The organism is Empedobacter sp. R750, assembly GCF_030324345.1.
GTDB classification, from domain to species: Bacteria; Bacteroidota; Bacteroidia; order Flavobacteriales; family Weeksellaceae; genus Empedobacter; species Empedobacter falsenii_C.
The window spans coordinates 179,030-198,666 of the sequence record NZ_JACAGF010000005.1 but is presented as its reverse complement, the minus strand read 5'-3'; the positions used below and the strand labels follow the sequence as shown (position 1 = coordinate 198,666).

General features: G+C 31.3%; 19 protein-coding genes, 2 tRNA genes and 1 pseudogene. 11 read left to right on the top strand and 11 right to left on the bottom strand.

Annotated elements, in window-relative coordinates:
* Nucleotides 1-946: 946 nt before the first annotated feature.
* The gene (locus tag HXZ74_RS07595) at nt 947-1,876 is read left to right on the top strand and encodes a glutaminase (RefSeq protein ID WP_221856736.1); all 930 of its coding nucleotides are present in this window, start codon (nt 947-949) and stop codon (nt 1,874-1,876) included.
* On the opposite strand, the gene cmk is transcribed toward HXZ74_RS07595, so the two are convergent.
* Together cmk and porQ are read right to left on the bottom strand one after the other, a co-directional pair.
* Complete coding sequence (gene cmk / locus HXZ74_RS07590; protein WP_286474681.1) at nt 1,866-2,552, bottom strand: (d)CMP kinase; 687 nt, start codon at nt 2,550-2,552, stop codon at nt 1,866-1,868. The genes HXZ74_RS07595 and cmk overlap by 11 nt on opposite strands.
* Nucleotides 2,553-2,603: 51 nt before the next feature.
* Nucleotides 2,604-3,629: a type IX secretion system protein PorQ gene (gene porQ, locus HXZ74_RS07585; protein ID WP_280063414.1), complete on the bottom strand. Its 1,026-nt coding sequence runs from the start codon at nt 3,627-3,629 to the stop codon at nt 2,604-2,606.
* 117 nt (nt 3,630-3,746) lie between these two features.
* Here porQ and HXZ74_RS07580 point away from each other — a divergent pair, with 117 nt between their 5' ends.
* The gene (locus tag HXZ74_RS07580; protein ID WP_280063412.1) at nt 3,747-6,017 is read left to right on the top strand and encodes a DUF2339 domain-containing protein; all 2,271 of its coding nucleotides are present in this window, start codon (nt 3,747-3,749) and stop codon (nt 6,015-6,017) included.
* Nucleotides 6,018-6,032: 15 nt separating this feature from the next.
* Here the strand turns inward: HXZ74_RS07580 and HXZ74_RS07575 are convergent, their stop codons facing one another.
* Nucleotides 6,033-7,328 carry a mechanosensitive ion channel family protein gene (locus HXZ74_RS07575; RefSeq protein WP_280063411.1) on the bottom strand — a complete coding sequence of 432 codons (1,296 nt, stop codon included), beginning with the start codon at nt 7,326-7,328 and terminating at the stop codon, nt 6,033-6,035.
* A gap of 159 nt (nt 7,329-7,487) precedes the next feature.
* Between HXZ74_RS07575 and zupT the strand changes: the two genes are divergently transcribed.
* Both zupT and HXZ74_RS07565 read left to right on the top strand, forming a co-directional pair.
* Nucleotides 7,488-8,270 carry a zinc transporter ZupT gene (zupT, locus tag HXZ74_RS07570; protein WP_286474677.1) on the top strand — a complete coding sequence of 261 codons (783 nt, stop codon included), beginning with the start codon at nt 7,488-7,490 and terminating at the stop codon, nt 8,268-8,270.
* A gap of 150 nt (nt 8,271-8,420) precedes the next feature.
* Entirely contained in the window at nt 8,421-8,747 is a 327-nt protein-coding gene (locus HXZ74_RS07565; protein WP_286474674.1) for a hypothetical protein, read from the top strand.
* A 38-nt stretch (nt 8,748-8,785) separates the two neighbouring features.
* Here the strand turns inward: HXZ74_RS07565 and HXZ74_RS07560 are convergent.
* Nucleotides 8,786-8,866 (bottom strand) — tRNA-Leu (locus tag HXZ74_RS07560).
* Nucleotides 8,867-8,926: 60 nt separating this feature from the next.
* Nucleotides 8,927-9,709, bottom strand: coding sequence for an MBL fold metallo-hydrolase (locus HXZ74_RS07555; RefSeq protein ID WP_115002195.1), 783 nt, complete (start codon nt 9,707-9,709; stop codon nt 8,927-8,929).
* Between the two features lie 42 nt (nt 9,710-9,751).
* On the opposite strand from HXZ74_RS07555, the gene HXZ74_RS07550 reads away from it, so the two are divergent.
* A complete protein-coding gene (locus tag HXZ74_RS07550; protein ID WP_115002193.1) occupies nt 9,752-11,194 on the top strand; it encodes a TonB-dependent receptor in 1,443 nt (480 codons plus the stop codon).
* A gap of 120 nt (nt 11,195-11,314) precedes the next feature.
* On the opposite strand, the gene HXZ74_RS07545 is transcribed toward HXZ74_RS07550, so the two are convergent.
* From HXZ74_RS07545 to bcp, 3 genes are all read right to left on the bottom strand, one after another.
* Nucleotides 11,315-11,899: a hypothetical protein gene (locus HXZ74_RS07545; protein ID WP_115002191.1), complete on the bottom strand. Its 585-nt coding sequence runs from the start codon at nt 11,897-11,899 to the stop codon at nt 11,315-11,317.
* 87 nt (nt 11,900-11,986) lie between these two features.
* On the bottom strand, nt 11,987-13,048 hold the full coding sequence (gene recA / locus HXZ74_RS07540) for a recombinase RecA (RefSeq protein ID WP_038333157.1): 1,062 nt from the start codon (nt 13,046-13,048) through the stop codon (nt 11,987-11,989).
* An 11-nt stretch (nt 13,049-13,059) separates the two neighbouring features.
* The gene (gene bcp / locus HXZ74_RS07535; RefSeq protein ID WP_115002189.1) at nt 13,060-13,515 is read right to left on the bottom strand and encodes a thioredoxin-dependent thiol peroxidase; all 456 of its coding nucleotides are present in this window, start codon (nt 13,513-13,515) and stop codon (nt 13,060-13,062) included.
* Nucleotides 13,516-13,905: 390 nt separating this feature from the next.
* Between bcp and nth the strand changes: the two genes are divergently transcribed.
* The gene (gene nth, locus HXZ74_RS07530; protein WP_115002188.1) at nt 13,906-14,526 is read left to right on the top strand and encodes an endonuclease III; all 621 of its coding nucleotides are present in this window, start codon (nt 13,906-13,908) and stop codon (nt 14,524-14,526) included.
* A 36-nt stretch (nt 14,527-14,562) separates the two neighbouring features.
* Here the strand turns inward: nth and HXZ74_RS07525 are convergent, their stop codons facing one another.
* The gene (locus HXZ74_RS07525) at nt 14,563-15,018 is read right to left on the bottom strand and encodes a lipocalin-like domain-containing protein (protein WP_115002186.1); all 456 of its coding nucleotides are present in this window, start codon (nt 15,016-15,018) and stop codon (nt 14,563-14,565) included.
* A 106-nt stretch (nt 15,019-15,124) separates the two neighbouring features.
* Here HXZ74_RS07525 and HXZ74_RS07520 point away from each other — a divergent pair, with 106 nt between their 5' ends.
* The gene (locus tag HXZ74_RS07520; protein WP_038333163.1) at nt 15,125-15,970 is read left to right on the top strand and encodes an alpha/beta hydrolase family protein; all 846 of its coding nucleotides are present in this window, start codon (nt 15,125-15,127) and stop codon (nt 15,968-15,970) included.
* A 181-nt stretch (nt 15,971-16,151) separates the two neighbouring features.
* Nucleotides 16,152-16,240 (top strand): annotated as a pseudogene (locus HXZ74_RS17235) (IS982 family transposase); the annotation flags it as partial.
* A gap of 163 nt (nt 16,241-16,403) precedes the next feature.
* Here the strand turns inward: HXZ74_RS17235 and HXZ74_RS07515 are convergent.
* The gene (locus HXZ74_RS07515) at nt 16,404-16,916 is read right to left on the bottom strand and encodes a thioredoxin family protein (protein WP_115002182.1); all 513 of its coding nucleotides are present in this window, start codon (nt 16,914-16,916) and stop codon (nt 16,404-16,406) included.
* 62 nt (nt 16,917-16,978) lie between these two features.
* Between HXZ74_RS07515 and HXZ74_RS07510 the strand changes: the two genes are divergently transcribed.
* From HXZ74_RS07510 to HXZ74_RS07500, 3 genes are all read left to right on the top strand, one after another.
* Entirely contained in the window at nt 16,979-17,380 is a 402-nt protein-coding gene (locus HXZ74_RS07510) for a hypothetical protein (RefSeq protein WP_038333167.1), read from the top strand.
* Nucleotides 17,381-17,464: 84 nt separating this feature from the next.
* Complete coding sequence (gene ychF, locus HXZ74_RS07505; protein WP_280063162.1) at nt 17,465-18,556, top strand: redox-regulated ATPase YchF; 1,092 nt, start codon at nt 17,465-17,467, stop codon at nt 18,554-18,556.
* Between the two features lie 144 nt (nt 18,557-18,700).
* A complete protein-coding gene (locus tag HXZ74_RS07500; RefSeq protein ID WP_115002179.1) occupies nt 18,701-19,492 on the top strand; it encodes a T9SS-dependent choice-of-anchor J family protein in 792 nt (263 codons plus the stop codon).
* A 70-nt stretch (nt 19,493-19,562) separates the two neighbouring features.
* Here HXZ74_RS07500 and HXZ74_RS07495 read toward each other — a convergent pair.
* Nucleotides 19,563-19,635, bottom strand: a tRNA-Phe gene (locus HXZ74_RS07495).
* Nucleotides 19,636-19,637 lie beyond the last annotated feature (2 nt).

Genomic DNA, 19,637 nt, shown 5'->3' with positions numbered 1-19,637 from the left:
ATTATTCAAGGATTGACTTCGTTTTATTCGGCTATTTTTTCTTCTGTATATTTTATAATTTCAAATGAACTTCTCATTTAGCAAACCCTCTCGGTATTTGCGGTTGCAAAGGTAATACTTATTTTTTAACTAACAAATTTTATTTCGAAAATTTTTATTTCAACAAGTCAATTTCACCTTCACTCCAAAACTCCTTTCGGAATCGGTTTGCAAAGGTAAAACTTATTTCTAAACTCGCAAATTTATTTTTAAATAATTTTTGTCGCTATATAAGTCCCTATGTCAATTTCAATACTACTCGTCTTTCGTATTGAGGTTGCAAATATACGCCTGCATTATTCGTTTTTCCAAACCAACTTTACATTTATTTTACATTCTTCTCTTAAGTGATTGGTATGATGGGAAATATTTTTTGAAATGTTTGACGGATTACGCTAAACGGCAGACGAAATAGAGAGATTTATGTAAAAAATTAATATTTACTTTCATTTTTTTCTTGATAAAAAAACATTTGAGATTAAGAGGAAAAATCATGAGATGATTTTGGGTATTAAAATCAAGACCTCAACAAAAAGGCTAAAATGAATCATTCTGCGCGAAAAGATTTAAAAACCTATCGGCTAAATCTTTTTATTCGCTGCGAATTTCTTCATTTATGAACGCCTTTTTATTGAAAGTTCGTTCTTAAATTCGATTATACAAGAGAATTTGTTTTTTATATTTGGGAGCTCAGCAAAACTAAATGTTTTATAGTTTTTACAGCAATGAAATGATTAGACGGTGATGGTTTGCTAAATTAAGCAAAGCAGCAGCGGATACTTTGTGGTTATCGAATCGGGAGAAATTGTCGCGAAACGGGATATATTTAGTTAAGAAAATAAATAAACTTCTAATTTTGTTTAACGTGTAAAATAGATTTACATTCATACTATATATAATATGCGCTATGATTTCGAAAGAAAAAGAATATTTTGAGATAATAAATAAGATTTACCTAAAAGTAATTGAAGAAGAGAATTTGGGTGAAACGGCGAACTATATACCAGAATTATCTAAAATAGATGGCGAGAAATTTGGAGTTTCTTTATTGTTTACGGATCAACTTCAATTTGGATTTGGTGATTGTGAAGAAAAATTCTCGATTCAAAGTATTTCAAAAGTGTTGCTTTTGGCTTTAGTTTATAGAGAAATTGGCGAGAAAATTTGGGAAAGAGTTGATGTAGAACCTTCGGGAACGCCTTTTAATTCATTGTTACAATTAGAAACTGACAAAGGAATTCCTAGAAATCCATTTATTAATTCAGGTGCTTTAGTGGTTTGCGACATCTTAATTGATATTTGTGATGATCCGAAAGCATATTTTTTGGATTTTATTAAAAAGGTTTCTGGTAATTATTCTATTCAATATTCTGATAAAATTGCAAAAAGTGAATTTTCTACCGCTTATCGTAATGCAGCTTTAACAAATTTTATCAAATCCTTGGGCAATATTCATAATTCTCCTGATGAAGTTTTGGATTTGTATGTTTATATCTGCTCGATTGAAATGTCGTGTATGGAATTGAGTAAAACTTTTTCATTTTTGGCCAATAAAGGAAAAAACTTGTTTGATGATTATCAAGTTTTGAACATTAGCCAAACAAAACGTATCAACGCTATTATGCAAACTTGTGGTTTCTATGATGAATCTGGCGAATTTGCTTTTCGTGTTGGATTACCAGGAAAAAGTGGTGTTGGCGGAGGAATTGTTGCAATTATGCCCAAATATTACATTGTTTCGGTTTGGAGTCCTAAACTAAATTTAAAAGGAAACTCTTATCGAGGAATGAAATTTTTGGAAGAATTTACAACCGCAACAGAGGATTCTATTTTTTAGAATTAATAATCTCCATCACTTTACTCACCGTTTCTTCCAAATCCATGTTTGAATTATCAACTTCGATTGCGTCATCAGCTTTACGAAGTGGAGAATATGCGCGATGAGAATCGATATAATCTCTTTCGTTCACATTTTTCAACACTTCATCCAAAGGAATATTTTTCCCTTGTTGTTGATATTCTAAAAAGCGACGTCGTGCACGAACTTCTGGTGAAGCTGTTATAAAAATTTTGATATCTGCATTTGGAAAAACTGTTGTTCCGATATCGCGACCATCCATCACAATACCTCCTTTTTCTCCCATTTGCTGTTGAAGCGCTACACAATAATCGCGAACAGCAGGAATTTCAGAAATTGGACTAACCATTTTAGAAACTTCCATCGTACGAATATCTGCTTCTACATTTTCACCATTCAAAAAAGTAAGATTCTTTTGAGTTGTAGGATCTTGTTGAAATTCTATCTTGATATCAGATAAATGGGTTATTAATGCTTGCTCATCAATTTTATTATCGACAATATACTGATGTTGAAACGCATACAAAGTCACAGCGCGATACATTGCACCACTATCAATATGTGTATAACCAAGATTTTTTGCAATAATTTTTGACATCGAACTTTTTCCTGTAGAAGAATATCCGTCGATTGCAATAATTAAATTTTCTTTCATCTATATAGAATTGAAGACAAAGATAAGATTTTATAGTTGTTTGAAAAGTTTTTATAGCCAAGGATTACTTCTCCAATAATCTCGACCTTGAATAATTCGGTCTAAATTGAGAATCAAACCAAAGTGATTAGAACCTCCAGATTTGTGGTAATTCGCATGACTAAACTCAAATCGGAACGCATTTATACGGATTCCAAAACCATACGTTAAGCCAGATAGAGAACGAATTCCTTCGGCTGCTAATTCATTTCCACGTTTGAAATTATATCCTAAACGCATATTAAAATCAGATTCGGGAAATAATTCTGCTCCAACCGAAAGGTGATCAATCATTTTTCTTCCAGCAGAGACTTCTTGTCCGTTTTTATTATAAGGTTGGGAAATATCAAACTTCTGCAAATCGTGCAAAGAAAACGTAAATTCTAACGGAACATGTTCTAATCGATGCGAAATTCCCAAATTAACTTGCGTTGGCATATCTTCTTTTTTGCCATTATACGTTTGAATTTGTTGACCGATATTACGCACAACTAGCGAAACATTGATATTTTTATCGAAATCGTGGTACGAAAGACCAACATCTCCCGCAATTGCCGAAGATTTATATGATTCGATAGTAGAATTAATGTATTTTAAATTTGCTCCAACTGTCCAATAATCGCCCAAAACACGTGCATAACCAACTGTAATTGCGGCATCATTTGCTTTGAAATTCCCTGTTACATTTCCATTTTCGTCAGTTCCAATTAATTTTCCGTAATCAACATATTGACCATGAACAGAAACAAAATTTTCTTGATCGATTTCATAAACCGTCGAAAATGTTCCGAAATCTACATCCGCAATATAATTGACGTAATTGATTCCAAATTGACCATGCATTTCTCGGTTCATCAACGCAGGATTCCATAAAGCAGAATTGGGGTCAGCATCCCAAGAAGTTGCTGCATTTCCTCCCAAAGCCGCTTGACGTGGAGAAGTTGTAATGTTCAAAAACTCGTAAACACGCGTTCCATCTTGCGCAAAAATCGAAGTCGATAGCGCGATAAACAATAATGTACTTAGCTTTTTAAACATTTAGCAAAAATAAAGATTTTGTAGAATAACGAAAACAGAATGATTTTGGTATATGCAAAACAAAATTTTAGGCTTTCTGAAAAAAAGCTTAACTTCAATTTAACTAAAAAACACTTTATGGAATTTTTTATTGCCATTATTATATTCGTATTGATTGTGATTTTGTTTAATAAAGTTTCGCAACTAAAAAAACAACTTGATTATCAAGAAACTAAGCTAAAACATTTGCAAGAGCAATTGGATGCGAAAGAAATTAAAACTGAATCAAAACCAATTGTTGAGCAACCTAAAATAGTTGAAGAGAAAAAAATTGAACCTCAACCAGAAGTTGTTTCCTACAATAAAGTCGAAGCGCCAAAACGTATTTTTGACGAAATTCCACCAAGACAAACAACAGAAAGCAGTTTTGATAAAAACCTCAACAATACAATTTCATTTATCAAAGACAATTTCTTGACGATTTTTGGGATTGTAACCTTAGTTCTAGGAATTGCTTACTTCGTAAAATATGCAATTGATCAAAATTGGATCAACGAAACTTTCCGCGTGATGATTGGAATTGGAGTTGGTTTAGGGATTATTGGAATTGCTCATTTTATTCGGAAAAATTTTGAAATCTTTTCTTCCATCTTAATTGGAGGTGGATTAACCGTTTTATATTTCACCTTAACTATCGCCTTCCGAGAATATCATTTACTTTCTCAGAATACCACTTTTGGATTATTAACAATTGTGACGATTTTTTCTATCGTGATGGCAATGTTATATAATCGACAAGTTTTAGCCATTTTCTCGATTATTGGTGGTTTCACCGCTCCATTAATGATTAGTACAGGCGAAAGCAATTTTGTATTTCTATTTAGTTATTTGACGATTCTCAACCTAAGTATGCTGTACATGGCTTGGCGAAAAAACTGGCAAATCATTTCATTTATCGCGTTTGCTTTTACCTTTATATATAGTATTGCGTGGATTGACGATTCCAAAACCTCAACGCAATATCTTTTCTTTGGCTTGCTTTACGTTATTTTTACAGTAACAAGTTTGCTGAATTATTTCAAAAAAGGAGAATTTTCGGTTTGGAATTGCCTTTTACTTATTTTCAATACCATTTTATCAACCGTTTTAATTTCTTCGGTTTATTATTTTATTATTGGAAATAATAATGGTTTGATGGCTTTCTTATTTGGATTGATAAACGCTTTCGGTGCATTTTACATCTACAAAACCTCTAAAAATAATTTATTACAAAAAACCTTAATCGGTTTGAGTATTGCGCTTATCACAACTGCAATTGCACTACAATTTAAAGCAAATGTCGTTTCGATTTGTTTCGCGATTGAATCAACTTTATTACTGTTTCTTTGGAAAAAAAGTAAAGAAAACATTTTCAAAGTCTTTTTCATTGCCATGTTTCCTTTTTTATTGATTGCTTTATGCGTCAATTGGTTTGATTATATTGATACTGAAAAACATTTAGTCGTAATTTTCAATCACGTTTTCATCACAAGTTTTATTGCATTAATTTGTTCTATTGCGAATATATATTTGATGAAAGATTTCGAAACCGAAGAACAATTTTTAGGTTTTAAGCTCAATCATTCCAAATTTATCTTCATCTCAACATCACTTTTATTGATGTACACAGGAATTTTGTTCGAATTAATTTACCAAATCGAACCTTATTTCAACTTTATGATGATTGTAAGTTATGTATTGATTTATACATTATTTTTTATTGCTTTTGTTTTAGCACTGCGCGAAAAACTAAATTTAGGAAATGCTTTGCAACTTATTTTACAAATTTCTGCAGCTTTCTGCATTCTATTTTTACCAATGTTTGCCGAAATTCCGTTGTTACCAAGCAAAATAAATTACAACATCGGTAGTTATTTCCTTTATTTGAGTTATCTCATTCCAACCGCATACATTATTTATTTAGTTGTAAAAAGTAGCGATTTCCATAGCTCCAAAGCAAAACAAATCATCAGCATGATTGTCTTGGTTTATGTGATTAGTTTCGAGAAATACAATGGTTTTATGTTGATAACACTTGACGAAAGCTCTTCTAATTTTTCGCATCAAGCCGATATTTTCCGAATGATATTATTGCCAATTATTTGGGCCGTTTTAGGATTTGTATTGATTTATTTCGGATTGAGAAAACAACTGAAAGGTTTTCCTATTGTTGGAATTATATTATTTGGATTGATTATTCTAAAATTATATTTCGTAGATGTTTGGGAAATGAGCAATATTTTCAGAATAATATCTTTTATCGTTTTAGGAATTTTAATCTTATTAACTTCTTTTATGTATCAAAAACTAAAAAATTTGATGGTTAATTTGATGGAAAAACCCAGCGAAAACAAAGAAGCTGAACAATAATGTTCAGCTTCTTTGTTAATTATTTCTTTTCAATGCTTCAGCAATTACACGCATATCATCCGAAGAAGGCGACTCGAAAACCTCTAAATGGAAATATGGAACAACAGCAATAATATGATCGAAAATATCAGCCATAATCACTTCATATTCGTTCCAAACTGTTGTATTTGTAAACATAAATAGTTCAATTGGCAAACCGTGCTCGGTTGGTTGAAGTTGTCGAACCTCGAACATCAAATCTGTTCTAATTTTTGGACTATTATAGGTATATGTCTTGATATATTGTCGAAAAAGACCAATATTCGTCATTCGTCTTCCATTCGCCAAAATCGTTGGATCAACTTTATTCGATACATTATATTGATTGATTTCATTCGTTCTATCTACAATAAAATCATGTAACATTCGGATTTTTTTCAATTCTTCAATTTCTTCTTCAGTCAAAAATCGAATCGAATTCATTTTAATATTTATCGAACGTTTAATGCGTCGTCCACCAGCATTTTGCATACCGCGATAATTACGAAACGAATCTGAAACCAAGGCATACGTTGGAATTGTTGTAATTGTTTTATCAAAATTCTGAATTTTTACCGTTCCTAAATTAATTTCAGTAACCGTTCCGTCTGCGCCATATTTTGTCATTTCAATCCAATCGCCCACGCGCACCATATCATTCATCGAAACCTGAATACTCGCCACAAAACCTAATATCGAATCTTTAAAAACCAACATCAAAACCGCCGAAGCTGCTCCCAAAGAAACCAAAAATGTAATAGGCGATTTCCCTGTCGCAATCGAGAAAATTAGGATTCCGCAAACAAAGAAAACTAAAATATTCATCACTTGCAGATAACTATCAATTGGTTTATCCGAAAAAGATTTATTACCTCGAAGAAAATCCCTGAACGCTTTAAAAATTGCATTAAACAACAATCCAACCGCAATTATCAACGCAACATCTGTAATTTGCATCGCAATTTTGATCCAATTCGGAAATCCTTTGAAGATAAGCGGAATCGCTTCTTTGGCGACAATTACAGGAACAATATGTGTTGCAAATTGCAAAACTCTATTCTTGATCAATAAATCATCAATCTTGGTCTTACTTTTTGCAATAAAGTTGGTTAAAACGAGCAGTAACACTTTTCGTAATAAAAAATCGATCGCATATAATATAATAACTAACAAAATTGACAGAATAATTGTTGTCATTATTGTAGTAGAATAACTCGATAATCCCAATTTGGCAATCATTTCGAGCATTGAGCGATACACATCGCTTTGAATATTTTCGTCTAAAAGTTCCATTTGAATAAAAACTAATGCAACAAAAATAAGTTTATCCTTTTCATAATTTACAACAACTGATAAATTACATTGAAATTTGTTGGTTTCTTAATTTATCTTGGTTCAAAACAATGAAAAGATTATATTTGTTAGATTAATCTAACTTATTTATTAAAATTAATGTTTTCAAACCCGTTGATATTTGCTTTTAGTTTAACCTTTCTTGCCGGAATTAGTACTGGAATTGGAAGCCTTTTGTGTTTATTGTACAAAAAATTCAATCCAAAATTCTTAGGCGTAATGTTAGGAATTTCTGCTGGCGTAATGCTTTATGTCTCTTTTGTAGAAATTCTGACCAAAGCAAAATTATCTTTATCAACAGTTTTTGGAGAAAAATTAGGTTACACATATACTTTATTTGGATTTTTTGCTGGAATTTTAATCATTATTTTAATCGATAAAATATTACCTCATCATCATTGTGAAGAAAATAAAACAGAAACAAACGATCAGAAATTATTACGTTTGGGATTGTTTTCAGCTTTAGCCTTATCAATTCATAATTTCCCTGAAGGATTAGCAACTTTTTTGTCCGCTTTAGAAAATCCAACTTACGGAATTTCTATTGCTTCAGCTATTGCTATTCATAATATTCCAGAAGGAATTGCCGTTGCTATTCCAATCTATTACGCTACAAAGAATAGAAAAAAAGCATTTCTATACTCTTTTTTATCAGGATTAACAGAACCTATTGGCGCATTAATTGGCTATTTTGTATTGTTACAATTTTTTGATGAATCAATTTTTGGAGCAATCTTCGCAAGCGTCGCAGGTATGATGGTTTACATTTCGATCAATGAATTAATTCCGACCGCAAACGAATTCGCTGGAAAAAAATTATCAACTTACGGAATTGTAATCGGAATGTTTGTAATGGCGGTTAGTCTTGTACTTTTTATGTAAAAACAAAAAAACTTCCCGGAGAGAGAAGTAATTTTGAGAAATGATATAAATTAACACATGAGGATTTTGTTACTGCAAATGTATGCAGCAAATTAAATTCAAAGCTTAACAGAATATCAATAGATTGTTAAGCGAAGATTAAATAAAAAGATGATGAAAAATATACTTTTACTTTTTTGCTTTACTATAATTTATAGTTGTTCGTCGTCTTCAGATTTTCATAATATAAATGATCACATTGAAGATGGAAAATATTGCGCAAATGTCAAGGTTAAAACGAATAAGTCAACAAAGACATATCGATTAACTATAACAACGAAAAATAATTATCTGCATAAAATTGATTGGCCAAATGGTGGTTGGCTGGATAATACACATTACAAACTTCCCGAGTTTTATGAAAACGAAGCTATTTTTACAGATGATAGAGCCCGAAAATTTGAAGTAAAAATTATACAAAAAGGAGAATGTAAATAAAAAAAAACTCGAAACTAATGTTTCGAGCTTTTGCTTAGTACTCGGAGTGGGAATCGAACCCACACTCCAAAGGAACACGAGTTTGAGTCGTGCGCGTCTACCAATTCCGCCATCCGAGCCTTTATGGACTGCAAATATAATGTTAGTTTATTTATTTTTCCAACTATTTTTTAAACTTTTTACAGAATTATTTCTAACGTATCGTAAGCCAAATGTTTACCTTCTGGTAATTTTTCCTCTACTTCATCATGAAATCCCAAATGATGCGAAATATGTGTAAAATATGTCTGCTTTGCACCTATCAAATCCGAGTATCGTATGGCTTCATCTAATAATATATGCGAAAAATGTTCTTGTTCTACTCGTAGCGCACTAATGATTAAAACTTCTACTCCTCGTAATTTTTCTAGAGATTCTGTTGGGATCGTTTTTACATCCGTTAAATAAGCAATTTTATCATCAATCAAATAGCCCAAAATAGGCAAAGGTCCATGCAAAACCTTTATTGGTTCAATCGTAAATCCAGCTACCGAAAATTTTTCATCTTCCACAACATTCTCTATCACCGTTGGCACTCCAGGATATTTATGTTCAGCAAACATATATGGAAATCGATTATGTAATTCATCCAACACTCTCTTCAAACCATAGACATTCATATCTTCTCCAGATTTAAAAACCAACGGACGAATATCATCCAATCCTAAAACATGATCATTATGTTCGTGTGTATACAGAATTCCGTCCAATCTTTGCGCATTATAACGCAACATTTGCTGTCTAAAATCTGGTCCACTATCTATCGTAACAACCTTTCCATCCTTTTCTAACAACAAAGAAGAACGCAAACGTTTATCTTTTTGATTTGTTGACAAACACACTGGATGATCGCTACCAATAATCGGAATTCCTTGCGAAGTCCCAGTTCCTAAAAAATGTATTCTTATATTTGATTTAGCCATAATGATTTGGTAAATTTACCACAAACTATTTGAAATTAAAATATGGCATTAGAACAAGTTCTTACTCCTAAACAAAAAGCTTTAGAGATCAATTTGAATCCGAAAATATACGGTTCTTTTGCAGAAATTGGAGCAGGTCAAGAGACCGTTCGTTTTTTTTATCGCGCAGGTGCTGCTTCGGGTACTGTTGCAAAAGCGATGAGTGCTTATGACAAAGAAATGTCCGATTCGATATATGGTGTAGAAGAAAATCGTCGTTATGTGACACAAGCTCGCCTTAAAAAGATGCTGGATCATGAGATGGAATTGATGAAAGAGCGTCTAATACACGATCACTACAAAGAAAAAGCATTTTTTACGTACGCAAATACAGTGACAACAATTGATTATTCGAAGAAAAATGAAGGTCAAGGTTGGATTGGTTTACGTTTCAAATTGAATGCAGAAGAAGAAAAAGCAAACGAGATTATTTTTCACGTCAAATTCAAAGAAAATACGGCTCAATTGCAACAAGAAACTTTAGGTGTTTTGGGTGTTAATTTGATTTATGGTGCTTATTATTACTACGATAATCCTCGAAAATTAATCAAATCTTTGTACGATACGTTGGATAAAGATCAGTTAGAAATTGACATGATTAACTTTCGTGGTCCACAATTCAAATATGTTGATAATCGTTTGATGTCGCTTCAATTGGTTAAAAATGGAATGACTGATGTTGCGGTTTTCAATCCACAGGGAAAAAATATTTTACCTGCCGATTTATTATACAAGAAAAATATCTTCGCTGTTCGTGGCTCTTTCCGTCCTTTTATGAATGTCAATATGGATATGTTCAAAGGTGGTTTGGAGATTTTCAAACAAGAAGATGATGTTCGAACAGATAATACCGAAATTTTATTCGAAATTACACTTTCTAATTTGATTGCTTCTGGTTTTGAAGGCGAATTGAATGAACGAGATTTCTTAGATCGCGCTGATATTATTGGTAGTTTAGGTTACAATGTTATCATTTCTAACTTTTCTGAATATTATAAATTAGTCGATTATTTCTCAAAATTCACTCGAAATCAAACCAAAGTTGGTTTAGCAATGGGTGTTAATAATTTGGTCGAAATTTTCAATGAGCAATATTATGCCGATTTACCTGGCGGAATTATGGAAGCTTTCGGGAAATTATTCAAGAAAAATGTAAAAGTTTATCTGTATCCATATTTAGACAAAGAAAAAGATATTTTGTTGACGTCGAAAAATCTACAAGTAAGTGATAGTGTGCACGAGTTGTACAAATATTTCTTATATAACGGAAGAATTCAAGATATTTTGAATTACAACAGAGGTTATTTAGATTCTTATTCTCGCCGAATTTTAGAAAAAATCGCCAATGCCGAACAAGATTGGGAAAATGAATGCCCAGAAGGTGTTGCTGATATGATCAAAGATCGTGGAATGTTTGGCTACAAATTGAAATATATGTTGGAGTAAATTCTAGTATGTCAATCTGAACTCGTTTCAGATTCTCATCATAAACAATATACTATGTTGAAATGAATTCAACATGACAAACCACTTCTGCAGAAGTGGTTTTTTATTTTAATAACCTCATTATTTATTGATAAAAATTTTAAAATCATTAAATAAAAGCTGAAAAGTCTTTTCCAATTGAACTTCAGAAGTAGTAGAAGCCGAAACTCCTTCATGTTTAAACTCTAAAATTGATCCTGATTCTTTCGCATAAATCTTTTCCAAATTTTGTAAATCATAAACTTCAAGAATAATATGATACTCTCTTTTCATCTGATTATTGTTCATTGAATTATCTTTTTTACCATTTTTATAAGCAGGCTTCAACAATGTTTTCAACAGTAATAAATAATCTTTATTTGTCTGATCTTTTATTAAAATTAATTCATCTTTTGTTAATAGATATTTAAAATCACTTACATCAAAATCAATAAAATTTTGTTGAAGATATAACTGAGAACCAAAAAGAGATTTGAAATCATTATCAACCTTTTCATTAAATTTTACAGCATTAAATGGAAAATTATTTTTAACCAATAAAAAGGTTTTATCAAGATGAACTAATTTCTTATCTGGATTTAATAATACATCTGTTAATGCATATTTTGGTGAGTAACAAGAATTAAAAAAGCATAAAATACAACCAAATAAAAATAATTTTCTCATACATAAATATTAGTGAATTTTAAAGATAACAAAAAAGCTCTGAGTTTCCTCAGAGCTTAAAAATCATTATATAAAAATTCTTTCGAATTAATCTTCAGCAAATAATTCTGCTTCGTCAGCTGGATTATCAACAGAAGGTTTTCCATCTACTGGCTCACCTTTGATTAATGCAACAATTTTAGCTTCAATTTCTTCTGCCAATTCAGGATTATCTTTCAATACTTCTTTTACAGCATCGCGACCTTGCCCTAATTTGCTATCGTTGTATGAATACCAAGAACCAGATTTGTTTACAATTCCTTTCTCAACACCCATATCCAAAATTTCTCCAACTTTAGAAATTCCTTCACCGTACATAATATCAAATTCTGCTTGACGGAATGGTGGAGCAACTTTATTTTTAACCACTTTTACTTTCGAGTGATTTCCGATTACCTCATCTCCATTTTTGATTTGAGTAGAACGACGGATATCCAAACGTACAGATGCGTAGAATTTTAAGGCATTACCACCAGTTGTTGTTTCTGGATTACCGAACATTACCCCAATCTTTTCACGTAATTGGTTAATGAAAATCGCTGTACATTTCGTTTTATTGATTGTACCTGTCAATTTACGTAAAGCTTGAGACATCAAACGCGCTTGTAATCCCATACGAGAATCTCCCATTTCACCTTCAATCTCCGCTTTTGGAGTAAGAGCCGCAACAGAGTCAATTACGATAATATCTATCGCTCCCGAACGAATTAAGTTATCTGCAATTTCTAACGCTTGCTCCCCATTATCTGGTTGAGAAATAATTAAGTTTTCTACATCAACACCTAATTTCGCAGCATAATAACGGTCAAAAGCATGCTCAGCATCAATAAAAGCAGCGATACCACCAGCTTTTTGCGCTTCTGCAATAGCGTGTAACGTTAATGTTGTTTTACCTGAAGATTCTGGTCCATAGATTTCGATAACACGTCCGCGAGGATAACCTCCTACTCCTAACGCTAAATCTAATCCCAAAGATCCAGAAGGAATTACTTCTATTTTATCATCAACAGCCGAATCTCCCATACGCATTACAGTTCCTTTCCCGTAAGCTTTGTCCATCTTATCTAAGATCAGCTGTAACGCTTTCTTTTTATTGTCTAAATCGCTCATTATATTATTTTTTATTTTTCTAAAATTTGTTTTGCGTGTTCTTTTGTTTTCACTTTTTCGATTACATCCGTAATCACTCCTTTTTCATCAATAATGAAAGTTGTACGATGAATTCCATCAAATTCGCGTCCCATAAATTTCTTTGGTCCCCAAACACCAAAAGCATTCAAAATTTCGTGATTTTCGTCTGCAAGCAAAGGAAAAGGTAAATTATTTTTCTCTGCAAAATTCTTTTGTCTTTTCACAGAATCTGCACTTACTCCAACCAAATGATAACCTTGTGCTTTCAACGCATTTTCGTTATCACGCAAATCACATGCTTCGGCTGTACAACCAGGCGTACTTGCTTTTGGATAAAAGAAAACGACTAATTTTTTTCCTGCAAAATCTTGGTACGAAACTTCGTTTCCATCTTGATCAATTCCTTTAAAATCTGGAACTTTATCTCCTATTTTTAACATCTTGATTTGTCTTTAGAACTTCTCGTAAAAATAATGATTAAATCTTGAATCATTACTGATTTAACTAATTAATCTTTTATTTATACTACAAATGTAATGCTACACAACGCCAATATAAGTCGCTTAAACTTTACTTTTTAAAATTTTTGTTTTTGAGTGATGGTTAGTGAGTTTCTAATTACTAAATTCTAACACTTAACAACTTCATTCATTTTTAAATGAATAAAAATTGAAAAACTAAAAGGAAAAGGTTAAAAAAAGGAAAAGCTGTTATTTTAAAACTTACGAAAAATATTCGAACTTCGATTTTCTAATAGCGAGCTTCGCATTTCGTAAAACATAAAGCGAAATTAAAGATCTTTCCCTATTTTTACACAAAAAGTTTCAGAACTTATGATGTTAAAGAAAGAACGTATCCAATTTGTGATTGATGAATTGGAAAAATTATATCCAGTTCCACCAATTCCATTAGATCATCAAGATGCTTTTACATTATTGATTGCCGTTTTATTATCTGCCCAAACAACAGATAAAAAAGTGAATCAAGTAACACCCGAATTATTTGCGAAAGCTGCCAACGCAAAAGCAATGTCGCTGTTAGAAGTAGATGAAATAAAATATTATATCCGCGAAATTGGTTTATCAAACACAAAAGCCAAAAACATCAAACGATTATCCGAAATTTTAATCGAAAAATACGATGGAGAAGTTCCAGAAAGTTTTGAAGAATTAGAAGAATTACCTGGCGTTGGGCATAAAACTGCTTCGGTTGTGATGTCTCAATGGTTTGGTCATCCAGCTTTTCCTGTCGACACACATATTCATCGTTTGATGAAATTATGGAAATTGACAAAAGGGAAAAATGTTGAGGAAACAGAAAAAGATGCTAAAAAAATCTTTCCAAAAGAATTGTGGAACAAATTACATATTCAAATCATTTATTATGGACGAGAATACTCTCCTGCACGCGCTTGGAGTTTAGACAAAGATTTTATTACTCGAAAAATGTTCGAATAAAAAAACACCTTCCATCTTGGAAGGTATTTTTATTTATTATTTTACAATTTCAAAAACTTGCAAACGAAGCTTTATCGTATCTACTTTACTCAGCGTATCTTGCAAAACCAAATATTTTGGATCTAATTGCTTCACATAGTACTCATATTGCGTTGTATCATTCAGAGACATCGTTAACAAACGTTTTGTTTTAGATGTATTATACACATACGTTCCTGTCGTTTGCTCTTGTACACAATTTCCTTTTTCAGTTTTATACATGTTAGAATTATAATTCTTAACATCCGAAAAATCTAATATAGATTGACGTTCACAAGCCAATAGTTTGTCTGTTGTCGTTATGTTTCCTTTCGTTTCTCTAATTTCTTTCAATTGCCATTTTCCTGATCGCAATAATTGATCTTGCGATATTGCCAACGAATCGTCTTCTTTGCACGAAAAAACTGAAAGCAACAAAATTGACGCTAAAAATAGGCTGAATATATTTTTCATTCGGTTCAATAATTATCTGGTAAAAATAAAGATTTTGAATGATGTTTTCAGTTTATAAAAAAGATTTGAGATAAAATTTTAACTTTAACCTTCAAACCATTGAAATATGAAAACTTTTCAAATCGATACTTCCGACGGATTCAAAATTGCAGTGACCTCTTTTGGTGAAAATAATGCAACAAAAAAAATTATTGTTATTTCCTCTGCAATTGGTGTTAAACAAACTTTTTATGCCAAATATGCAACGTATTTAGCTAACAAAGGATATTTAGTTTTTACCTATGATTATCGAGGAATCGGCGATTCTAAACCAAAAAAGTTAAAAGATTTTGAAGCGCATTTTACAGATTGGGCGGACAAAGATTTTTTAGGTCTGACACAATATATAGAAGAATTTTATCCCAATCACGAAAAATTTTTAATTGGTCATAGCATTGGCGGAATTATGATTGGTTTGACACGCGCTTACAAAGTTTATGATAAAATTGTAACGATTGGCTCACAATATGGTTATATCAAAAATTTTCATCAAAAAGATAAGCCAAAAGTGAATTTCTTTTTTCGTATTGCGATTCCTATTTTGTCTGCTTTTTACGGATTTTTTCCTTCTCAAAAAGTTGGAATGGGCGAACCAATTCCAATTGGAATTGCAAAAGATTGGCGAAAATTAATTCTGAATGAAACTTCTATTTTAGGTTATGCAGATGAAACTCAAAATTTGTATGATGAAATTACAAAACCTGTTTTAATCATTAGTTTGGATGATGATTTTATGGCAACGCCAAAATCTGTAGATTTATTTGCGCAATTTGTTTTGAAAAATGCGAAGAAAAAACGTTTAAATATCATTCCAAAAGAATATGGATTGAATGAAATTGGACATTTAGACTTCTTTCGAGAAAAAAATAAAACCGAAATTTGGCATATTCCTCTTGATTATATTGAAGAATAAAAAAAGTTCGAGAAATTTGAACAGATTAAAAATTAATTATTATAATAATGAGCTCAAACCCTTTCTTAACTCACTATAACAATATGTTGTGCATTATGATTTTTATAATTAAAATAATCTAAAACAATTTGAATCTCAATTCACTTTACTGAGAAATTCTAAAAAATGAATTGAGACATAATTTTCTCAAATGTGTGACCAATTTATGGTAAGACGAAATTACACAAAATATTTTAATGTTTTAAAACAAGAATTCTTGATAGGAAAACCTGAAAATATAGATGAACTAAAGTAATATGTTTAAACAAAGTGTTTATCTCTATAACAGTCTAAGATCTCTCTTGAGTCTTAAAAATAAGACTCCAAAAAAAATATAAAAAAACTGAAAAAAACATATTCCTTCGGGCTTAAATATTATTTTAGGACTAGTCATCTATTTCTTTTTCAAGATAAAAACTTCTTTGATTTTTTCTGGATCAACTTTATCGTTTTTCGATGTTTTTTCAAGTTTTGCAATCAAATGATTTACTTCTTCTTCAGAAGCTGGACCACCTAGATTTTCTCCATTTACGCGAGAATCTTCTAGAACTTTTCCAGTCGAATCTAGAATTACCCAAAAAGGTAAACCTTGATCTTTTCCACCTAATTTCTCATTGACAGCATCTCCGCCTGGCGTTTCTAAATTTTTCTTTTCAGCACGTTCTTGAACAGTAATAAATGTTTTGACATAATTCGCATCAAAATATGGTTTCACAGCTGGATCGTCCATATTTTTTTCCATCTTTTTACACCATCCACACCAAGAAGCATGAAAAATTAAGAAGACATTTTTATTTTCAACTTTCGCTTGATTTTGAGCTTTTGTTAATATTTCTGTTGCTGTTTGCGCGTTTACGATTCCTGCGAAAGCAATCATAAAACTTACGATTAAGGCTTTTAATTTCATTGTAATAAGTATTTAAGTAAATGTAAATAAATAATTGTATTTTCAATTAAAAATTAACACTTATGAAACATTTTTTAGGATTTATCATTTTGCTATTTCTCACAAGTTGCGCATCCAATTACATAAAAACGATTGAAGGAAAATGGAAACAAGATTTTTTGGATTATAAATCGAAAGTGGTAGAAGTTCCTTTGTCGAAAAATGATGCGATTATGGATGTTTCGAGAAATAAATCAAAATTGAAAATAGAATTTGATTTTCAGGACGGTTATGAAAAAGACGTGACAGATTCTGTTGTGTTTAAATTTCCTCAACTCAAATTCAGAAAGATAAATCTTGATAAAACTTCTAATTATTATGATTTGACTTATAATGCAACTTGTGATTGTTTTTATGGTGAAATGAAATCATATTCTGGAAATGTATTAAACATAAAATTGAACAGAGTTTCTTCGGTTAAATAAATTTAATGGAAATCATTATCTTTGCACAAAATTATTAGAACATCGTTCTAATATTCAATCATTAAAAAAAAAGAGACAACATATATGAAATGTGGAATTGTTGGATTGCCTAATGTTGGTAAATCTACTTTATTTAACTGTTTGTCGAATGCAAAAGCGCAATCGGCGAATTATCCTTTCTGTACAATTGAACCAAATGTAGGAACAGTTTCTGTACCAGATACTCGTCTAAATCAGTTAGAAGCAATTGTAAATCCAGAGCGCGTTGTGCCTGCGGTTGTAGAAATTGTAGATATTGCTGGTTTGGTAAAAGGAGCAAGTAAGGGAGAAGGTTTAGGAAATCAATTTTTAGGAAATATCCGCGAGTGTAATGCAATTATTCACGTTTTACGTTGTTTCGAAAACGAAAATATTACACACGTTGATGGTTCTATTAATCCATTACGCGATAAAGAAACAATCGATATTGAGTTGCAATTAAAAGATTTGGATACAGTTACAAAACGTATCGATAAATCTAAAAAAGCAGCAAAAGCGGGAAATAAAGACGAACAAAAAGTTGTAGAAGTTTTAACAGCTGTAATCGCTCATTTAGAAGAGTTGAAAAATGTTCGTGAAATGGATTTGGACGAAAAAGAGCAAGAAATTGTGGATTCGTTACAATTAATTACTTCTAAACCAGTTTTGTACTTATGTAATGTAGACGAATCTGCTGCAAAAGACGGCAACGAATGGGTAGAAAAAGTAAAAGAAGCTGTAAAAGATGAACACGCAGAAGTGCTAATTTTAGCGGCACAAATTGAAGCTGATATCAATGAATTAGAAACGTTTGATGAGCGTCAAATTTTCTTAGAAGAGTTAGGATTAGAAGAACCAGGAGTTAATCGTTTGATTCGTTCTGCTTACACATTGTTAGATTTAGAAACTTATTTCACAGCAGGTGTAAAAGAAGTTCGTGCTTGGACAATCAAAAAAGGTTTTACTGGACCACAAGCGGCAGGAGTTATTCACACTGATTTTGAGAAAGGATTTATTCGTGCAGAGGTAATCAAATTTGATGATTATATCACTTACGGATCAGAATCTAAATGTCGTGAAGCAGGAAAATTGAACGTAGAAGGAAAAGCATACATCGTACAAGATGGTGATATTATGCATTTCTTGTTTAATGTGTAAACAGTTATTTTAGAATATTTTACTAAAAGCATCAATAAATATTGATGCTTTTTTTATTTAAATAAGCTTTTATAGATTTGTTTTTAAAACTAATGTTTGTTAGTGAAATAATTGTATTTTTAAATCATTAATAATTAATTCAATATGAAAAAAAACTTTTTACTACTTACTACATTTATATTAGGATTTGCTAATGCGCAAAATACTATTATTTTCGAAGAAAATTTTTCTCCAGAAGGAACAAGAAATTTATGGACAAGGTCAGAACTAGATGGTGATGGTTTTATGTGGGAATTTTATAATGATGCAACACCATTTGGCTCTTGTGCTATTTCTATATCTAATATAGTTTTTATGCCTATAAATACTGATAATATTCTAGTTAGTCCTGAAATAACATTGCCTTCTGAAAAGAATTTAAAACTATCTTTTAGCATTTCTAATATGTCGCTAGAATTAGCAAAAGAGAATTATAGTGTTTATATATTACCTTCTACTTCTACGTTTACAGGTAATGAAAACCCTATTTTTACTGAAAAGCTCGATCAAGATTATTCAGAAGTTCCAAAAGATATTAATTTGTCAATAGATGAGTATGTTGGTCAAAAAGTAAAAATAGTTTTCAGGCATTATAAGACTGATTATAAAGAATCTATGATACTAAAATTGGGTAATGTAAAAGTAGAAGCATTAACATTAGGAACATACGAAGCGAATAAAAAACAAGTATCAGTTTATCCAAATCCAACTTCGGATATTATTTACATAAAAGGTTTAGAGAAAGTAGAAAAAATTCGTGTTCTGGATTTTACAGGTAGAATTCTTAAAGAAGTAAAAGGCGACCAAATAAATATAGCTAATTTACCAAAAGGACAATATATTGTTAATTTCTATACTAATAATGAAGTAATCTCAAGAAAAATACTAAAAAAATAATTAAGATATTATTAACATTTAAAAATTAAAACAAAAAAAACCTCAATCATTTGATTGAGGTTTTAAGCAGTGGTGCCTCCAGGAATCGAACCAGGGACACAAGGATTTTCAGTCCTTTGCTCTACCAACTGAGCTAAGGCACCGC

What these genes read in the sequence shown, in the direction of transcription:
- HXZ74_RS07595 (WP_221856736.1), top strand. Translation starts at nt 947, where the DNA reads ATGATTTCGAAAGAAAAAGAATATTTTGAGATAATAAATAAGATTTAC.
- cmk (WP_286474681.1), bottom strand. Translation starts at nt 2,552, where the DNA reads ATGAAAGAAAATTTAATTATTGCAATCGACGGATATTCTTCTACAGGA.
- porQ (WP_280063414.1), bottom strand. Translation starts at nt 3,629, where the DNA reads ATGTTTAAAAAGCTAAGTACATTATTGTTTATCGCGCTATCGACTTCG.
- HXZ74_RS07580 (WP_280063412.1), top strand. Translation starts at nt 3,747, where the DNA reads ATGGAATTTTTTATTGCCATTATTATATTCGTATTGATTGTGATTTTG.
- HXZ74_RS07575 (WP_280063411.1), bottom strand. Translation starts at nt 7,328, where the DNA reads ATGGAACTTTTAGACGAAAATATTCAAAGCGATGTGTATCGCTCAATG.
- zupT (WP_286474677.1), top strand. Translation starts at nt 7,488, where the DNA reads ATGTTTTCAAACCCGTTGATATTTGCTTTTAGTTTAACCTTTCTTGCC.
- HXZ74_RS07565 (WP_286474674.1), top strand. Translation starts at nt 8,421, where the DNA reads ATGATGAAAAATATACTTTTACTTTTTTGCTTTACTATAATTTATAGT.
- HXZ74_RS07555 (WP_115002195.1), bottom strand. Translation starts at nt 9,709, where the DNA reads ATGGCTAAATCAAATATAAGAATACATTTTTTAGGAACTGGGACTTCG.
- HXZ74_RS07550 (WP_115002193.1), top strand. Translation starts at nt 9,752, where the DNA reads ATGGCATTAGAACAAGTTCTTACTCCTAAACAAAAAGCTTTAGAGATC.
- HXZ74_RS07545 (WP_115002191.1), bottom strand. Translation starts at nt 11,899, where the DNA reads ATGAGAAAATTATTTTTATTTGGTTGTATTTTATGCTTTTTTAATTCT.
- recA (WP_038333157.1), bottom strand. Translation starts at nt 13,048, where the DNA reads ATGAGCGATTTAGACAATAAAAAGAAAGCGTTACAGCTGATCTTAGAT.
- nth (WP_115002188.1), top strand. Translation starts at nt 13,906, where the DNA reads ATGTTAAAGAAAGAACGTATCCAATTTGTGATTGATGAATTGGAAAAA.
- HXZ74_RS07525 (WP_115002186.1), bottom strand. Translation starts at nt 15,018, where the DNA reads ATGAAAAATATATTCAGCCTATTTTTAGCGTCAATTTTGTTGCTTTCA.
- HXZ74_RS07520 (WP_038333163.1), top strand. Translation starts at nt 15,125, where the DNA reads ATGAAAACTTTTCAAATCGATACTTCCGACGGATTCAAAATTGCAGTG.
- HXZ74_RS07515 (WP_115002182.1), bottom strand. Translation starts at nt 16,916, where the DNA reads ATGAAATTAAAAGCCTTAATCGTAAGTTTTATGATTGCTTTCGCAGGA.
- HXZ74_RS07510 (WP_038333167.1), top strand. Translation starts at nt 16,979, where the DNA reads ATGAAACATTTTTTAGGATTTATCATTTTGCTATTTCTCACAAGTTGC.
- ychF (WP_280063162.1), top strand. Translation starts at nt 17,465, where the DNA reads ATGAAATGTGGAATTGTTGGATTGCCTAATGTTGGTAAATCTACTTTA.
- HXZ74_RS07500 (WP_115002179.1), top strand. Translation starts at nt 18,701, where the DNA reads ATGAAAAAAAACTTTTTACTACTTACTACATTTATATTAGGATTTGCT.